The 16,723-nt window shown below is 68.8% G+C and carries 15 protein-coding genes; 6 read left to right on the top strand and 9 right to left on the bottom strand.

The features are described 5' to 3' along the window. Window positions 1–47: 47 nt before the first annotated feature. Window positions 48–911 (bottom strand): alkaline phosphatase family protein, encoded by an 864-nt coding sequence (locus MJQ72_RS22680; protein WP_240592977.1) that lies wholly within the window; start codon window positions 909–911, stop codon window positions 48–50. 344 nt (window positions 912–1,255) lie between these two features. Here MJQ72_RS22680 and MJQ72_RS22675 point away from each other — a divergent pair, with 344 nt between their 5' ends. Next, complete coding sequence (locus MJQ72_RS22675; RefSeq protein WP_240592976.1) at window positions 1,256–1,891, top strand: MerR family transcriptional regulator; 636 nt, start codon at window positions 1,256–1,258, stop codon at window positions 1,889–1,891. On the opposite strand, the gene MJQ72_RS22670 is transcribed toward MJQ72_RS22675, so the two are convergent. From MJQ72_RS22670 to MJQ72_RS22650, 5 genes are all read right to left on the bottom strand, one after another. Continuing rightward, window positions 1,848–2,654 carry a class A beta-lactamase-related serine hydrolase gene (locus MJQ72_RS22670; RefSeq protein ID WP_240592975.1) on the bottom strand — a complete coding sequence of 269 codons (807 nt, stop codon included), beginning with the start codon at window positions 2,652–2,654 and terminating at the stop codon, window positions 1,848–1,850. The genes MJQ72_RS22675 and MJQ72_RS22670 overlap by 44 nt on opposite strands. A gap of 177 nt (window positions 2,655–2,831) precedes the next feature. After that, entirely contained in the window at window positions 2,832–4,379 is a 1,548-nt protein-coding gene (locus tag MJQ72_RS22665; protein ID WP_240592974.1) for a metallophosphoesterase family protein, read from the bottom strand. 230 nt (window positions 4,380–4,609) lie between these two features. Next, complete coding sequence (locus MJQ72_RS22660) at window positions 4,610–4,879, bottom strand: hypothetical protein (RefSeq protein WP_240592973.1); 270 nt, start codon at window positions 4,877–4,879, stop codon at window positions 4,610–4,612. 159 nt (window positions 4,880–5,038) lie between these two features. Further along, window positions 5,039–6,991, bottom strand: a complete 1,953-nt coding sequence (glpK, locus tag MJQ72_RS22655; RefSeq protein ID WP_240592972.1) for a glycerol kinase GlpK — start codon at window positions 6,989–6,991, stop codon at window positions 5,039–5,041. A gap of 13 nt (window positions 6,992–7,004) precedes the next feature. Next, entirely contained in the window at window positions 7,005–7,772 is a 768-nt protein-coding gene (locus tag MJQ72_RS22650; RefSeq protein WP_016335197.1) for an IclR family transcriptional regulator, read from the bottom strand. Between the two features lie 151 nt (window positions 7,773–7,923). Here MJQ72_RS22650 and MJQ72_RS22645 point away from each other — a divergent pair, with 151 nt between their 5' ends. From MJQ72_RS22645 to glpD, 3 genes are read left to right on the top strand one after another with little or no spacing between them, the layout of a single operon-like run. Then, window positions 7,924–8,745 carry an MIP/aquaporin family protein gene (locus MJQ72_RS22645; protein WP_240592971.1) on the top strand — a complete coding sequence of 274 codons (822 nt, stop codon included), beginning with the start codon at window positions 7,924–7,926 and terminating at the stop codon, window positions 8,743–8,745. A 13-nt stretch (window positions 8,746–8,758) separates the two neighbouring features. Next, complete coding sequence (gene glpK, locus MJQ72_RS22640; protein ID WP_125692820.1) at window positions 8,759–10,276, top strand: glycerol kinase GlpK; 1,518 nt, start codon at window positions 8,759–8,761, stop codon at window positions 10,274–10,276. 5 nt (window positions 10,277–10,281) lie between these two features. Then, window positions 10,282–11,994: a glycerol-3-phosphate dehydrogenase gene (gene glpD, locus MJQ72_RS22635; protein WP_240592970.1), complete on the top strand. Its 1,713-nt coding sequence runs from the start codon at window positions 10,282–10,284 to the stop codon at window positions 11,992–11,994. 91 nt (window positions 11,995–12,085) lie between these two features. On the opposite strand, the gene MJQ72_RS22630 is transcribed toward glpD, so the two are convergent. Further along, the gene (locus tag MJQ72_RS22630; protein WP_315860911.1) at window positions 12,086–12,817 is read right to left on the bottom strand and encodes an NAD(P)H-binding protein; all 732 of its coding nucleotides are present in this window, start codon (window positions 12,815–12,817) and stop codon (window positions 12,086–12,088) included. Window positions 12,818–12,930: 113 nt separating this feature from the next. On the opposite strand from MJQ72_RS22630, the gene MJQ72_RS22625 reads away from it, so the two are divergent. Further along, the gene (locus MJQ72_RS22625) at window positions 12,931–13,407 is read left to right on the top strand and encodes an Rrf2 family transcriptional regulator (RefSeq protein WP_240601394.1); all 477 of its coding nucleotides are present in this window, start codon (window positions 12,931–12,933) and stop codon (window positions 13,405–13,407) included. Between the two features lie 105 nt (window positions 13,408–13,512). On the opposite strand, the gene MJQ72_RS22620 is transcribed toward MJQ72_RS22625, so the two are convergent. Further along, complete coding sequence (locus tag MJQ72_RS22620) at window positions 13,513–14,796, bottom strand: MFS transporter (RefSeq protein WP_240592968.1); 1,284 nt, start codon at window positions 14,794–14,796, stop codon at window positions 13,513–13,515. Window positions 14,797–14,863: 67 nt separating this feature from the next. Between MJQ72_RS22620 and MJQ72_RS22615 the strand changes: the two genes are divergently transcribed. Beyond that, window positions 14,864–15,814 carry an Lrp/AsnC family transcriptional regulator gene (locus MJQ72_RS22615; protein WP_240592967.1) on the top strand — a complete coding sequence of 317 codons (951 nt, stop codon included), beginning with the start codon at window positions 14,864–14,866 and terminating at the stop codon, window positions 15,812–15,814. On the opposite strand, the gene MJQ72_RS22610 is transcribed toward MJQ72_RS22615, so the two are convergent. Then, window positions 15,804–16,610, bottom strand: a complete 807-nt coding sequence (locus MJQ72_RS22610; RefSeq protein WP_240592966.1) for an NmrA family NAD(P)-binding protein — start codon at window positions 16,608–16,610, stop codon at window positions 15,804–15,806. The two genes, MJQ72_RS22615 and MJQ72_RS22610, sit on opposite strands and share 11 nt — an antisense overlap. Between the last annotated feature and the right edge of the window lie 113 nt (window positions 16,611–16,723).

The following is a 16,723-nucleotide window of genomic DNA, read 5'->3' as shown; positions in this document are numbered from 1 at the left end:
GGCCCGCGGGCGCGTCCACAGTGGACACGCCCGCGGGGTTCACCCGATTACTGCCACACGCTCGTGATCGGCGACTTGCCTGCCGCGTTGCCGATCCCCGGCAGGCCGAACGAGGCCTCCATCGTGCGGAGGATCGAGTAGTGGTTGATGGATTCGCTGTAGCTGCCCGGCTTCACGTGGGCGCCGACGAACGTCGTGAAGATCTGGTTCACCGACGTCCCGCTGTCCTCGTCGAAATTGACGATCAGCAGGCTGTTGTGCGTCTTGGCCCACTGCGCGTACGCGTCGAGGTTCTTCTGCAGCCATTTGTCGCCGGTGTCGACCGAACAGTCGTGCATGTCGCTGCACAGGTCCGGGGTCACGAAAGCGACGTGGGGCAGCTTGGTGAAGTCGCTCGGGAACGACGAGAACCTTTTGTTCGCCGACGACGGCACATTGCTGAAGCTGACCCAGCTGTTGTGCTTGCGGGCGTATTTCCCCTTCGTGCAGCCGGTGTACCCGTCGGAAGGCATGCTCTCCGCATACCCGACGAACTTCTTGCCGATCCCCGCCAGTTGGGAGGCGAGGTTCTCCTTGTTCCCGAGATCCTGGCATTTGTTGCTGTCGACACCGTGTGTCGAACCCGCGAACTGGGCGATGTAGTTCGGCTGGCTCGGGTGTGTCGTCCCGTACGCCTTGGTGAACTTCGCGCCCTGTGCGGCGAGTTTGTTGAAGTACGGCGCCTTGGAGCTGCCGCTGATCTCCTTGTAGTCCTTGTTTTCGAACATCACGAGGACGATGTGGTCGAACGCGGGCACTTTCGCCGCGGCGGGTTCTATCGCGGCGGCGGGAGTGTCCTGATGGGACACCACCAGCCCCGTGGCCAAACCGGTCGCGGCCACGGCCGCGACCGCGATCCGTTTCCAGAACATGGAAACCTCCTGGGAAAAGGTTGAAACTTTGACGACCGACCATCGGGTTCAGCGGCGCTCCGCGGGCGTCGACAGAGTCGAGACATCGGATGTCTCTGGTGCATTTAAACGGCAAAGAAGTCGTCGGCCCATCAAGATCGCCTGACTGGAGTAACCGGGGGCCGCGGAACACCCCAAAACCGGCATTGCCTGGCATGAAACCATGTAAACCGGCTGTCGACCTTGCGATCGTCGCCTGGAACCGATGGACTTATGGCAACTCGCTGATTCAGCCGGTTGACAGTGGTGACGCCATTGCCCCGGCTCTGTGGTGTACTCATCCGACCATTGGTTAAACTGTCGGCGTGAAGCCCTTTTCGCCGAGACCGGCCGGATACACGATCGAAGAACTTTCCACGATCGTCGGCATGTCGGCGCGCAATATCCGGGCCCATCAGACACGGGGCCTGCTCGCCCCGCCGGTCCGGCACGGCAGGTCCGCCTACTACGGCCCGGCCCATCTGCGGCGCCTGCGGCGAATCACGATGCTGCAGAAACAGGGCTTCAACCTGGTGTCCATCGCCGCGATGCTCGGAACGACCACAGTGGACCGCGCCGGGCAGCTGGACGCGGCGATGGCGGACATCGCCCGTGACCAGCCCGCCGTCGCCCGGTGCCTGGAACGCCACGGCGTGCTCGGCAGGGACGGCACGGGAGCCCCGGCGGTCGTGCGCCCGTCCGTTTCGCGCGCGGTGACGGATCTCGCCGTGGCCGGGATACCGCCCGTCGCCGCCCTGCGGTTCCTCGGGCAGTTCATGGACCGGGTCGCCCCGCTCGCCGGTGAACAGCTGGGCGCGTTGAAGGCTCAGGCGGGCGGGGACCCGGCGGCTCCGCGAGCCTGTTTCGCGGACCTTCTTGTAAGCGCTTTCAAGATCGCGGTGGAAAACGCGGCCGAGGTCACTTTCCCAGCCGGGGAGCCAGGGATCTGGCCACCGAGGTGACCGCGGCCGTCGCGACGTCGAGGCCGGTGCCCTCCGCGGAACCGGACAGGATGACGACGATGTAGCGGTCGCCGTCACCGACGAGCCCCGTCGAATGCGCGTCCACGGAACCGCGCCCGGCCGCCCAGCCCTGTTTCACGGCCCACGGACGGTCGCCGAAGGCCGAAGGGATGCCGAAGTGCTGGTCGAACCCGTCGGCGGCGGTGCGGTTCGCCTGGCGCAGGGGCTCGAGGATGACGTCCCGTTTGGCCCTCGGCAGCTTGAGGACGCGGCGGTACACCGCGGCGATGTCGTCCGCAGTGGACAGTGTGTCGCCCCAGCGGCCAGGGTCGGTGGGCGGGATGGTGTTCTTCAGGCCCGCGGCGGCCACCGTCCTGGTGACGATCGCGGGGCCGCCGTTCCTGGTCCACAGCGTGTTGGCGACGGCGTCGTCGCTTTTCGCCAGCATCCGGTGGAGCTGGGCTTCGTCCGTCCTGCTCGCTTTGCGGATGACGGCGTCCAAGGCGATGAACAGTTTCACCACCGACGCCGTGCGGAATCTTTCCGAACCCTGCTCGTCGATCACCCGCTCGCCCGACGTACGGTCGAAGACCACGGTCGCGTCGCGTCTTTCCGGAGCCGGGCGGCTTTCCGCGACGGACTGGAAGATCACGTAGCCGAGGATCGCGGCGATCACCGGGATGGCGATCAGGACAGCCACGCGGAGGCGTGGTCGCCGGTTCGCGCCGGGCACTGCGATGGGCCTGGTTCGTTGGTCGAACATGGTGCCGATGTTCAGAGACGATCATCGTGGCCCCGTCTCGTTCGTGTCATGACTCTGTAACGGCGGCGGACCGCACAGAAAGCGTTTTCGCGCTTCGGGAAATGCGCCGGGAAAGCGGGGTTCCGCCTCGGCCGATCGGCCGAGGCGGAATGGTCGTCCGGACGATGTGCGGCAACGTCAGGAACGCTGCACGATGATCTGGTCGACGAGGGTGCCGTCGGCGCTGATCGCGCGGACGTCCATTTTGGGCGGTGTGGTGCCCGTGCCCGCGACGACGTCGACCGCGACCAGGCTGTAGCCGCGGAACCGGACGCGGGACCAGGTGACCTTCTTGGTGCGGTCCTGGCCGTCGCGTTCCGAATACTTCATCGGGACCGGGGAGTCATTGCTGGTCTCATGGCCGAGGTACGTGTCGGGCGCGGGGAATTCCGAGACGCTGCCCCCGCCGCCGCCCGCGGTGATGTAGGTCGTCCCGTCCTTGACCGGGTTCGTGGTCCCGCGCGAGGGCACCTTCTTGACGGCCTTGCCCGCCCGGATGGGGTCGGTGCGTTCGTAGATGTGGTTGTGGCCGTTGAGCACCAGGTCGACCTGGTACTTGTCGAACAGCGGCGCCCAGTCCTTCTGCGCGCCGAGTTCGGCACCGTTGGAATGGCAGGTGGAATACGTGCACTGGTGGCAGTAGACGACGATGAAGTCGATCGTGGGATCCGCGCGGAACGCGGCGAGCGTCTTCCCGAGCCAGCTGAGCTGCTTGCCCTTGGTGTAGTCCAGATTGGACGGACTGTTGTAGCAGACGTCGTTGCCGTCCAGGCTGATCAGGCCGACGTTCTGATAGCGCCACGAGTAGATGCAGGTGGAGCCGTCCCAGGCGTTGTCCGGCATGGTGAAGCGTGCCCGGACGCCGCCGTAACCGTCCTCGGAGTACCAGCCCTCCATCTCGTGGTTGCCGAGCGCCATCATCCACGGGATCCCGGCGGTGACCGGCTCGTTCTGCACGAAGAAGGAGTCCCAGAGCCGCGCGTCGTACTGGTCTTCCTCCGGGTGCCCGCCCTCGCCTTCGAGCGCGTAGCTCAGATCGCCCATCGCGAGGTGGAAGGCCGGGTCGAGGCCCGCGATCAGGCTGCTGGTCGCGACGGCGTTGTAGCCGACGCCCTGGTCGCCGAAAGCGGTGAAGGAGAACGTGCCGTCGCCGCCCGGGGCGGGAGCGGTGCGGAAGCTCGCCATCTCGCCGAGCCGGGTGGCGGGATCGTAGCCCTCGTGGCCGACGACGTAGTAGTACGTGGTGTTGGGCAGGAGGTGGTCGATCCGGGCGTGGAGGTAGTACTGGGTGATCGACTTCGGGCTGTTCGGCGGGACCTCCTCGACCGGATGCTGCCAGGACATCTGGCTGGTCAGCGCCCGGACCTCGGCCGGGATCGGCGGGCTGAAGTCGCCGGGTACGGTGCCGATCCGGACGAACGGCGCGGTCACCGCCGCGGGCACCTGCCAGGAGACGACGACCTGCTGTGACGGGTCGGCCCCGTAGGCGATGTGCCGTCCGAACGGCCGCAGCGCCGAGCCGGCGACCTTGTCGGCGTTGAGCAGCACCATCGGCCCGGGGGAGGCCGCGGCCGCGCCCGGGAGCAGGACGCCGCCGGCGGCGAGTGCCGCGCCGCCCACCGCACCCACCCGGAACAGGGTCCGCCGCGAGTACTGCTTGACGAACTTGTCATGTTTCTCGGCCAAACTGAGCCGACGATAGGCTTGGGACCTGCTGTTTCGGGGAGTTTCGGCCATGAAATCGAAGTTAAGAAGGCTTCTTAACTAAGTCAAGAGGCTGATGGTCGCTGGATGACCGGCTGCATGGAACCGTGCAAGTGACTTCGGGCATAGGGGACTTAGCGCCGACCTCGTGAGTGTTCAGGACGGTTCTAACCGTCCTGAACACTCACGAGGTCGAGAGGTGGCGCACCCCGTCAGACCAGTTCCGACGAGACGACCGAGGTCAGGTCGCGCAGCCTGTCCAGCAGCGGCTCGATCTCGGCCGTGTCGATCAGGACGGCGCAGGTCATGGTGCTTTCCCGGACGCCGTCGCGGACGTCGACGGACAGGTCGTGGACCAGGCAGCCGAGCGCTTCGAGCAGGGCGGGGATCTGTTCGACACCGCCGACGAAGTACGTGGCGATCCGGCGGCGGACCAGCATGGACGAGCGAGGGGCGGGAACCTGGAAAGCGGTGATCGACATCGTGGTCTCCAAAGGCGGGAAACTGACACGCCATGGAGGGCCAGGTCCCGGGAGATGCCCCGTATCGAGGGGTCGCCGGACTGCGCGCCGGCGACCTGGCTCAGCCGGCGCGCTCGACTACGAGTCGGTCCAAGCGGCGCACGGCGACAGGCTAGCACGTCACGAGAGGCGCAGCCGGGAACCTTGCTCGCGGACGTGCGCGGCGGAGCCGCAGCCGAGGTCCAGCTGCCGCTGCCGCTCGGCCACGAACGCCCGGCCGAGGCCGGTGCGATCCGAAGTGGACAGTGTGCGCCGGAGTTCGTTCAGCAGCCCGCGTTCCTCGGCGCGGATATGCGCGTCCACCGAATTCTCCAGCGCCGCCAACGCCTTTTCGGAGTCGGCGGACTCCAGTACGGCCAGCAGCTCGTCCGCGAGCCCGCTCTCCGTCGCATCGGGACGGACGATCCGCTCCGTCGCGGTCGCGTGGGCGACCAAGGACGCCGAGAGCTCCGCGATCAGCGCCGGACGGTCGGCCTCGTCGTTGCGCAGGTCGCGGAACAGCTGTTCGATCCGGCGGTGATCGGCCAGGACGACCTCGACCAGGTCGGAGCCCGGGGGAGCGGCCGTCGGGCCGGGGCGCATCCAGCCGAACGTCAGCTCCACGGCCTGGCGCCAATGCGAGTACTCACTGTCGCGGCGGGCGGGGTCCATCGTCGGCAGCCACTGCCCGGCGCGGTGCCAGTTCCGGCGCAGACCCTCCAGGTCGGGCCAGTAACCGACCGACAACCCGGCCGCGTACGCCGCGCCGAGCGACACCGTCTCCGCGACCATCGGGCGCACCACCGGTACGTCGAGGACGTCGGCGACGAACTGCATCAGCAGGTTGTCGGCGGTCATCCCGCCGTCCACCTTGAGCGTCGACAGCGCGAGCCCGGAATCGGCGTTCATCGCGTCGACCACCTCGCGGGTCTGCCAGCCCGTCGCCTCCAGCACGGCTCTGGCCAGGTGTCCCTTGGTGATGTACGACGTCAGCCCGGCGATCACGCCGCGCGCCTCGCTGTGCCAGTGCGGCGCGAACAGGCCCGAGAAGGCGGGCACGATGTAGCAGCCGCCGTTGTCCTCCACCGTCCGCGCCAGCGTCTCGATCTCGGGCGCGCTGCCGATCAGTTCGAGCCCGTCGCGGAACCACTGCACCAGCGATCCGGTGACCGCGATCGACCCTTCGAGTGCGTACACGGCGGGTTCGTCGCCGATCTTGAAGCCGACGGTGGTCAGCATGCCGTGGGTCGAAAGCACCGGCGTCGGGCCGGTGTTGAGCAGCAGGAAGCTGCCGGTTCCGTACGTGCACTTCGCCTCGCCGGGCGCGAAGCAGGTCTGGCCGAACAACGCCGCCTGCTGGTCGCCGAGCGCCGCCGCGATCCGGATGCCCGGAACCACCCGTGACGTCGTCCCGTACACCTCGGTCGACGGGCGGATCTCCGGCAGCATGGCGCGCGGGACGTCGAAGAAGTCCAGCAGTTCGTCGTCCCACGACAGCGTCCGCAGGTTCATCAGCATGGTGCGCGAGGCGTTGGTGACGTCGGTGACGTGGACGCCGCCCTCGGGTCCGCCGGTCAGGTTCCAGATCAGCCAGCTCTCCACCGTCCCGAACAGGACGTCGCCGCGCTCGGCGCGTTCCCGCAGGCCAGGGGTCCGTTCGAGCATCCACCGGATGCGGGGTGCGGAGAAGTACGTGGCCAGCGGAAGTCCGCACAGCCGCCGGACGCGGTCCGCGCCCGGCTCGCGGGCGAGGTGTTCGAGCATCGCGTCGGTGCGGGTGTCCTGCCAGACGATCGCGCGCCCGACGGGGTTGCCGGTGTGCCTGTCCCACAGCACCGTCGTCTCGCGCTGGTTCGCGATGCCGAGGCCGACCACCTGCGCGGCGTCGACGCCGGCGTCGGCCAGCGCCTGCGGCACGATCCGGCCGACGTTGCGCCAGATCTCCGTCGCGTCGTGTTCGACCCAGCCGGGCCGCGGGAAATGCTGCTGGTGTTCGCGCTGCGCGACCGACACCAGCCTGCCGCGCGCGTCGAACAGGATGCACCGTGTCGAGGTGGTGCCCTGATCGATCGACATCACGTAGCGCTGGACCACGCGAGCACCTCCATCACCATCGGGACGCGCCGAGATCGCGGGAGACCGCCCGTGCCGCGTCGCGCACGTGGCCGAGCAGCCGCGGGATCGGGCTGCCGTCGGCTTCACAGATCCGTTCCGCCGCGCCGGAGACCCCGATCGCGCCGACCACGATGCCGCCGTGGCCGCGGATCGGCGCGGCTATCCCGGCCTCGCCGGTGATCATCTCGCCGTTCTCGCTCGCCCAGCCCGCCTCGCGCACCTTGCCACAGGCGCGTTTGATCGCGGTCTGGGTGACCAGGGTCCGGCGGGTGTAGGCCTCCGGCCCGCCGGTGCGCAACGATGCCACGAGACCGGTGTCGTAGGCCAGAAGGACTTTTCCGAGCGCCGTCGCGTGCAACGGCAGAAGCGTGCCGACGTCGAGCGTCTGCAGGCTGTCGTCGGGTCGGAACACGTGGTGCACCACCAGGACCCGGCCCTCCAGCGGGGCGCCGATCCGGACGGCCTCGCCGCTGCGCGCGGCCAGCGCGTCGGCCCAGTTGATCGCGCGGGAGCGGAGTTCGTTGACGTCGAGGTAGCTCGTGCCGAGGTGCAGGAGCGCCGCGCCCAGTTGGTATTTCCCGGTGTCGCGGTCTTGTTCGACAAAGCCGACCCCTTGCAGGGTACGGAGGATCCCGTGCGCGGTTCCCTTGGCGAGTTCGAGGGAATCGGCGATCTCGCCGACCCCGAGACGGCCTGAACCGCGCGCCAGCAACCGCAGGATCGCGGCGGCGCGCTCGATGGACTGGATCGGACCGGGCACGGCCCAACCGTAGCCCGACCGGCCCTGATTCGACAATGTCGAACATCGTCTCCGGGCGTTCGACAATGCCGACCGGCGTCCGTTGACCCCGGGTTTCCGCGAACTTAACTTCGGCCTCAACAGGGCAACGGTGTCCTTTGTGGAGGAAGCAATGGTGCGAAACCTCAAGGCTCGCGGACTGGCGGGCGAACTGGCGGCGGAGTTCGTCGGGACGATGATCCTCATCCTGTTCGGTTGCGGGGTGGTGGCTCAAGTCGTCGCCGCGGGCATCGGGGACCACGACAGCATCGCGTGGGCGTGGGGAATCGGTGTCACGCTGGGTATCTACGTGGCTTCACGGATCAGTGGCGCGCATCTGAACCCCGCCGTCACCGTGGCGCTCGCGGTGTTCAAGGGCTTCTCGTGGCGCAAGGTCGCCCCGTACGCCTTGGCGCAGACCGCCGGCGCGTTCCTCGGTGCGCTGCTGGTGCGCTGGAACTACACCGAGGTGCTCAACGCCGCGGACCCCGGCCTGACGATCAAGACCCAGGGCGTGTTCTCCACTCTTCCGGGTAACGGAACCCTGCCGGTGGGTGACTGGGGCGCTTTTCGGGACCAGATCATCGGGACCGCGATTCTGGCTTTGGTGATCTTCGCCATCACCGACCTCCGCAACACCGCGCCCGCCGCGAACCTCGCCCCGGTCGTCGTCGGCTTCCTCGTGGTCGCGATCGGCATGGCCTGGGGCACCAACGCCGGCTACGCGATCAACCCCGCCCGCGACTTCGGCCCGCGGCTGATGTCCTGGCTCACCGGCTACGACACCGCGTTCACCGACCAATACGGCTATCCGTACTGGTGGATCCCGATCGTGGCCCCGGTGATCGGCGCGGTCATCGGCGGGGCGATCTACAAGTTCTTCATCGAGCGTTACCTGCCCGCCGAACCGGCGCCGGAAGCCTTGCCCGCCAAAGACATCGAGCGCGTTGCTTAAAGAGAGGGAAATCATGCCTGACTACATCGGCGCCGTCGACCAGGGCACCACCAGCACGCGCTTCATGATCTTCGACCACGGCGGCAACGAGATCGCCCGCCACCAGCTCGAGCACGAGCAGATCCTCCCGAAGCCGGGCTGGGTCGAACACGACGCGACCGAGATCTGGGAACGGACCCGCTCGGTCATCGCCACCGCGCTCAACAAGGCGAAACTGACCGCCGCCGACCTCGCGTCGCTCGGCATCACCAACCAGCGTGAGACCACCGTCGTGTGGAACCGCCGCACCGGGCGCCCGTACTGCAACGCCATCGTGTGGCAGGACACCCGGACCGACCGGATCGCCTCGGCGCTGGAACGCGAGGGCAAGGGTGACGTCATCCGGCGCAAGGCCGGTCTCCCGCCCGCTACCTACTTCTCCGGCGGCAAGCTGCAGTGGATCCTGGAGAACGTCGAAGGCGTCCGCGAAGACGCCGAAAAGGGTGACGCGCTCTTCGGCACCACCGACACCTGGCTCATCTGGAACCTCACCGGCGGGCCCGACGGCGGCGTGCACGTGACGGATCCGACCAACGCGTCGCGCACCATGCTCATGGACCTGGAAACGCTGGAGTGGGACGACGAACTGCTGTCGTTCTTCGGCGTCCCCAAGCAGATGCTGCCGTCGATCGCGCCGTCGTCGAACAACGGCCGCTTCGGCGTGACTCGCGCGGACGGCCCGCTCGGCGGCGAGGTCGCCATCACCGGCGTGCTCGGCGACCAGCAGGCCGCGACCGTCGGCCAGGTGTGCTTCCGCCCCGGCGAGGCCAAGAACACCTACGGCACCGGCAACTTCCTGCTCCTCAACACCGGGCACGAGGTCGTGCGGTCGAAGCACGGTCTGCTCACGACGCTGGCCTACCAGTTCGGCGACGAGAAGCCGGTGTACGCGCTGGAGGGCTCCATCGCCGTCACGGGTTCCGCCGTGCAGTGGCTGCGCGACCAGCTGGGCATCATCAGCGGCGCGTCCCAGAGCGAGAGCCTCGCGCGGCAGGTCGAGGACAACGGCGGCGTCTACTTCGTCCCCGCGTTCTCCGGGCTTTTCGCCCCGTACTGGCGTTCCGACGCGCGCGGCGCGATCGTCGGCCTCACCCGAGCCACCACCAACGCGCATCTGGCGCGGGCGACCCTCGAAGCGATCTGCTATCAGACCCGCGACGTCGTCGAGGCCATGCAGAACGACTCCGGCGTCACGCTCGACGTGTTGCGTGTGGACGGTGGCGTGACCGCGAACGAACTGTGCATGCAGCTGCAGGCCGACATCCTCGGTGTGCCGGTGTCGAAGCCGGTCGTCGCGGAGACCACCGCGCTCGGCGCCGCCTACGCGGCCGGGCTCGCCGTCGGGTTCTGGAAGAGCACCGACGAGCTGGAACAGAACTGGAACGAGGACAAGCGCTGGGAGCCGTCGTGGACGGACGAACAGCGCGCCGAGGGCTACGCGGGCTGGCAGAAGGCCGTCGGCCGCACGCTGGACTGGGTCGAGGTCGAGTGAGCCCGATGAACAGGAGGAACAAGGTGACATCCGTACCGCTTTCCCCGGTCTACCGTGCCGAGACGCTGCGCAAGCTCGCTCGTGAGGAGATCGACGTGCTGGTCGTCGGCGGGGGAGTGACCGGTGCCGGCGTCGCCCTCGACGCGGCGTCGCGCGGACTGTCCGTCGCGCTCGTCGAGGCCCGCGACTTCGCCGCCGGGACGTCGAGCCGGTCTTCGAAGCTGATCCACGGTGGGCTGCGCTACCTGGAGAACCTGGACTTCAAGCTGGTCCGGGAGGCGCTGAAGGAACGCAGCCTGCTGCTGCAGACCCTCGCGCCGCATCTGGTCCGGCCGGTGAAGTTCCTGGTGCCGCTCAAGCATCGCGTCTGGGAACGCGGCTACATCGGCGCGGGTGTCACGCTGTACGACACCCTCGGCGGAGCGCGGGCCCTGCCGCGGCACCGGCATCTGTCGAAGCGCGGTGCGGGCAAGGTCGCTCCCGGTCTCGCGGACGACGCCCTGATCGGCGCCATCCAGTACTACGACGCGCAGGTCGACGACGCCCGCCACACGATGACCATCGCGAGGACCGCGGCGGAGCAGGGCGCTTCCGTGCTCACCCGCGCTCGGGTCACGTCGCTGATCCGCGACGGCGAACGCGTCGTCGGAGCCAAGGTCGTCGACCGCGAGAGCGGTGCGGAGATCGAGGTCCGGGCGAAGACGGTCGTCGCGGCCACCGGCGTGTGGAGCGACGACATGGCCGAAGCGGCGGGCATCCCCGCGCCGTTCACCGTGCGCGCTTCGAAGGGCATCCACCTGGTGGTGCCGCGCGAGAAGATCGACCTGGACACCGGGCTGATCCTGCGCACCGAGAAGAGCGTGCTGTTCGTCATCCCGTGGGGACGGCACTGGATCGTCGGCACCACCGACACCGAATGGGATCTCGACCGCGAGCACCCGGCGGCCAGCCAGGCGGATGTCGATTACGTGCTCGATCACCTCAACGCCGTCTTGCGCACGCCGATCACCGCCGACGACATCGAAGGTGTGTACGCCGGGCTTCGGCCGCTTCTGGCCGCGAAGGCGACCTCGACCACGAAGCTGTCGCGGGAACACGCCGTGGCGCATCCGGTGCCGGGGCTGGTGATCGTGGCAGGCGGCAAGTACACGACGTACCGCGTGATGGCCGCCGACGCGGTCGACGTCGCGGTGGAGGACCTCGGCCGCCCCGCGCCGTCGTCGTGGACCGAGCGGCTGCCGATCGTCGGCGCGACCGGGTACCACGAGCTGTGGGGTGCGCGGCACTCGCTCGTGCAGCGCACGGGGCTGCCCATCGCCCGCATCGAGCACCTGCTCCAGCGCTACGGCACCGCGATCGAGGACATCCTGGAGTCGATCTCGGAACGCCCCGAACTGGGCGAAGCGATCCCGGGGACCGCGGACTACCTGAAGGCGGAGGTCGTCTACGCCGTCTCCCACGAAGGCGCGCTGCACCTGGAGGACGTGCTGACACGGCGTACCCGGATCTCCATCGAGGAGCGGGATCGCGGTGTGACCGCGGCGCCGGTGGTGGCCGGGCTGATGGCGCCGCTGCTGGGCTGGGACTCGCACAAGCAGGAACGCGAGGTCGCCAACTACCTCGCGCGGGTCGAGGCGGAACGCTCCGCGCAGGCCGCGCCGGACGACGAGGCGGCGAACGCCAGCCGTCTCGCGGCTCCGGCGCTGCTGCCCAGCTGATCGCGGGCTGAAAGGGCCCTTCGCCGCATGCGACGCGGCGAAGGGCCCTTTCGTCGCGTCACATGCGGGCATGGTTCCCTTCAGCGCACGCCTACTTGAGCCAGTCGAGGTAGCGGGTCGCGGCGATGCGGGCGCCGTCCTTCGTGGTGAGCACGTCGCCCTTGACCGCGGCGAACATGCCCGCGGTCTCGTCGACGGTCACCGGACGCGTGTCTCCCTTGGCGGACAAGGTGATCCGGCCCAGTTCGGCCAGCGGGTAGACGTCCGGGCCGCCCACGTCGAGGATGCCGTTCAGCGGTTTCCCGGCCGACACCTCGGAAACGGCGGCGGCGACGTCGGCCGCGGCGATCGGCTGGATCGGCGTGCTGGGCAGGCGGACCGCGTTCTCGTCGGAGGTCCAGGACAGCACCGCGTCGACGAATTCCATGAACTGCGTGGCGCGGACGATCGAGTAGGGGACACCGCTCTCCTTGAGGATGTCCTCCTGCAGGGTCTTCGCGCGGTAGTAGTCGAGGTCGGGTACCTGGTCGACGCCGACGATCGACAGGATCACGAAGTGCCCGGTGCCCGCCTTCTTCGCGGCCGCGACGAGATTGTCCATCGACGTCCGGAAGAACGCGGGGGAGGCGTCGTCGAAGGTCGGCGAGTTCGTGAGGTTGACGACCACGTCGGCGCCGTCGAGCGCGCTGTCCAGGCCCTGGCCGGTGAGCAGGTCGACCCCGGTGGAGGGCGAATGCGGCACCGCTTCGTGGCCTGCCTCGTTCAGGTTGCGCACGACCTGCGAACCGATCAGCCCGGTCCCGCCGATGATCGCGAATTTCATGACCCAGTGCCCTTCGTCGGTGGCGCCCGTCAACTCGGACACCTCATGTCCGAGATATTACTCGGACATATTGTGTCCGAGTCAAGAGGCGGGTTAGAGTCATCCGGGTGAAGATGTCCGGTGGGGTCGAGTGGGCCCTGCACTGCTGTGTGGTGCTGACCTCGGTCGACGAACCCGCGCCCGCCGCGCGCCTCGCGCAGCTGCACGACGTCTCACCGAGTTACCTCGCGAAGCAGCTCCAGGCGCTTTCCCGGGCCGGTCTCATCCGGTCGGTGCAGGGGAAGGCCGGCGGCTACGTCCTCACCAGGCCGCCTTCGGAGATCACGGTGCTCGACGTCGTCGAGGCCATCGACGGACCCGGCCCGGCCTTCGTCTGCACCGAGATCCGGCAGCGCGGCCCGATGGCGACGCCGCCCGAGGCGTGCACGACGCCGTGCGCCATCAGCCGCGCGATGGCGAACGCCGAAGTCCAATGGCGGGCGGCGTTGCGCGCCGTCTCCATCGCGGATCTGGCCGACGACGTCCGGGGTGACTACGGTCCGGGCGCGCTCGCGGGGATCGGCGCGTGGTTCAAGGCCGCGGAGGCGTAGCGCGCCGGTCCAGGGGCAGCCTGAAGTCCGTGAAGGACTCCTTGAGGGACCCAGAGTCCCTCAAGGAGTCCTTCACGGACCGAGCCGGTGAGCCCAGTGACCATCTCAGGTCCGGGGCATCAGTGCGGTCGCGACCATGGTCGCCACCACCAGCGCCGCCGCGAGCGAGAACGCCCGCACCACGGAATGGCCGTGCAGGAAGACGGAGCCGAACACCGCGATACCCAGCGTCGCGCCGACTTGCTGCACCGCGTTCAGCAGTCCCGCCGCGGATCCGGTCTCGTGTGGACGGACGACGGACAGCGCCGCGGTGAAGAACGGCACCGTGAACAGCCCCAGTCCGAGCCCGCCGATCCCGAGCGCGATCGGCAGCGCGCCATCGAGAGCCAGCAGGATTCCTCCGAGCAGCAGCGCCAGACCGGCGAAGGCGACACGCGAGCCGTATCGGGGAACGAGCCATTTTCCCGCCGCCCACGAAGAAATCGCCAGCCCGCCCGACCACGGCAGCAGTGTCAGCCCGGACGCGAGTACGCCGAGACCTTGGTCGAGTTGCTGGTGCAGGACCACCACGAGCATCACCCCGTTCATCACGGCGAAGAACAGGGTCGACGCCGCCAGCGCGGCGGGGAAACCACGATGTCCGAACAGGCTCGGCTCGACCAGCGGATGACGTCGGTTCCGCTGATGGAACCCGAACAGCACCAGCACGGCGGCACCGGCGGCGAACAGGCCCCAGCTCCACCTGTCGATCAGCGGGTACACGAGAAGCCCGATGCCGAGTGAGGCGAGCAAGGTGCCCGGCACGTCCAGCCGGACCGGATGCTCGGCGCGGTCTTCCGGCAGCAGCCGTCCCGCGACGAGCACCGCGATCGAGATCGGCACGTTCACCAGGAACGCCGCCCGCCATGAGACCAGATCCGTCAGCAAGGCGCCGAGCAACGGCCCGCTCACGGCGGACAGGCCGACCACCGGCCCGTTCCAGCCCAGAGCCGCCGCCAGCGCCGGGCCGGAGAACATGACCTTGATCAAGCCGAAGGTCTGCGGGATCACCAGTGCCGCCGCCATACCCTGCACCGCTCGCGCGCCGATGAGCACGCCGGTGCCCGGTGCGAGCGCGCAGCACAGGGAGGCCAGCGCGAACACGGCGACGCCGGACAGGAAAACGCGGCGGCGGCCCAGCAGGTCGCCGAGCCTGCCACCGGTGATGAGCAGCACCGCGAACGGGAGTGTGTACGCGGCGCCGAACCATGGGATGGCGGAAGCGGGGCCGCCGAGGTCGGCGTGGATCGCCGGACCGGCGACCTGGGTGATCGTCGAGTCCAGCACGTTCATCGCCTCCGCCGCGAGCAGCGTGGCGAGCGGGACGGATCCGCTCTTCGTCGGTTGCATGATCGAGAGCGTGCGGTGAAGATGACTTCTGTTCCACGAATCCCGGACCGGATGGACGAAATATTCCATGCTCGACGACATCGACCGCGCTTTGATCCACGCGCTCCAGATCGACGCCCGCGCGCCGTTCAGCCGGATCGGTACGGTGCTCGGTGTCTCGACCCAGACCGTCGCCCGGCGCTATCAGCGGCTCCGGGCCGAATCCGGGTTACGCGTGGTGGGTCTGCCCGATCCCGGCCAGACGGGGCTGACGCAGTGGCTCGTACGGCTGAGCGCGCAGCCCGCCACCGCGCGGACGCTCGCCCGCTCGCTGGCCAGGCGGCCGGACACGTCCTGGGTCAAGCTCACCTCCGGCGGCACGGAGATCGTGACGATCGCGCATACGCCGAGGCACGCGCAGAGCGCCATGCTGCTGCACGACATCCCGCGCGCCGCGAGTGTCACGGCGGTGTCCGCGCATTTCATCCTGCACACCTACCTCGGCGGCCCGACGGCGTGGCGCGGCCGGGTCGCCGCGCTGACCGAGGAGCAGCAGGAAGCGTTGCGACCGCCGGAATCCGCCGGTGAGGAGAGCCCGCTGACGGCGGCGGATCACGCGCTGATCGCCGCCCTCCGGCACGACGGCCGGGCGAGCATCGCGGAGCTCGCCGCCGCGGCGGGCCTGGCCCCGGCGACGGCGGCGCGCCGCCTCGCGGATCTGCGCGCGCGAGGCGCGCTCTTCTTCGACGTCGAGATCAGCGCGGCCCTGTACGGCGTCACCACCCAGGCGTTCCTGTGGATGGCCGTCGCGCCGGCGGATCTCGACGAGGTGGCGACGACGCTGGCCACCCACGAGGAGCTGGCCGTCGTCGTCGCCACGACCGGGCCCACCAACCTGGCCGCGCAGGCGTTGTGCCCGGATCCCGCCGCGCTACACCACTACCTCACGCGCCGGCTGGGCGCGCTGCTGGCGATCCACACGGTGCACACCGCCCCGGTGCTGGAGAACGTGAAGGCGGTCGGCCCGCTCACGACCTGAACCGGTCGGCGTGCTCGGCGACCCACTGGGCGAACGTGCGGGCAGGCCGTCCGGTCACCTTCTCGATCGTGTCGACGACGGTGCGCGCCTCGACCGGCGGATCGCTGTGCCAGCCGACGACGTACTCGGCGTCCGCGACCGAGACGCCGTCGGCCAGCAGGCGATCGATCGCCTGCTGCCGCGTGATCTCCTCCAGTGTGAGCTCACGGCCGACCGCGGAGCCGAGGATGGCGATCCGTTCGCTCGTCGTCAGCGCCTGCGGCCCGGTGAGGTTGTAGACCTTGCCGGAGTGCCCGTCCTCCACGAGCGCGGTCGCGGCGACGGCGCCGATGTCGCCTTCGTGCACCACCGCGCTCGGAAGGTCGAACGGCTCGCGGATCACGCCTTCGGCGCGGACCGAGTCGGCCCAGGTCAGGGCGTTGGACATGAACTCCTGAGGTTCCAGGCGTGTCCATTCCACCCCGGATTCGGCCATGGCCTGTTCCGTCGGACCGACGTAGCCGCCCCAGACGACGGTCATCCGGCGCACGCCCGCGTCCACGGCGCGTTTGACCAGATCCTGGCCGACGTCGGCGAGCCCCGCGGTGACGGTGATGTGCAGCTTGGTGACACCTTCCAGGGCCTCGGTCAGGGTCTCGGGCGCGGTGTGGGTGCCTTTCACGAGTTCGACACCCGCCGGAAGCCGGGCTTCGGCGGGGTTCCTGGTGAGTGCCCGGACAGGTTCCCCGCGGCGGACGAGTTCGGCCACGACGTGGCGGCCGGTGTTCCCGGTGGCCCCGGTTACCAAGACGGTCATGAGTGATTCCCTTCGTTTCCCGTGAAGGTAAAAGCTCAAGTAATGTGGAGGTCAAGCGGACCGATCAGGAATCGAGAAGCGTCGGTGCCCCTGGGATCCCTAGCGTCTTCGCC

The organism is Amycolatopsis sp. EV170708-02-1 (assembly GCF_022479115.1).
GTDB lineage: Bacteria > Actinomycetota > Actinomycetes > Mycobacteriales > Pseudonocardiaceae > Amycolatopsis.
The sequence above is the reverse complement of the archived record's forward strand: the minus strand, read 5'-3'. Positions and strand labels throughout refer to the sequence as shown.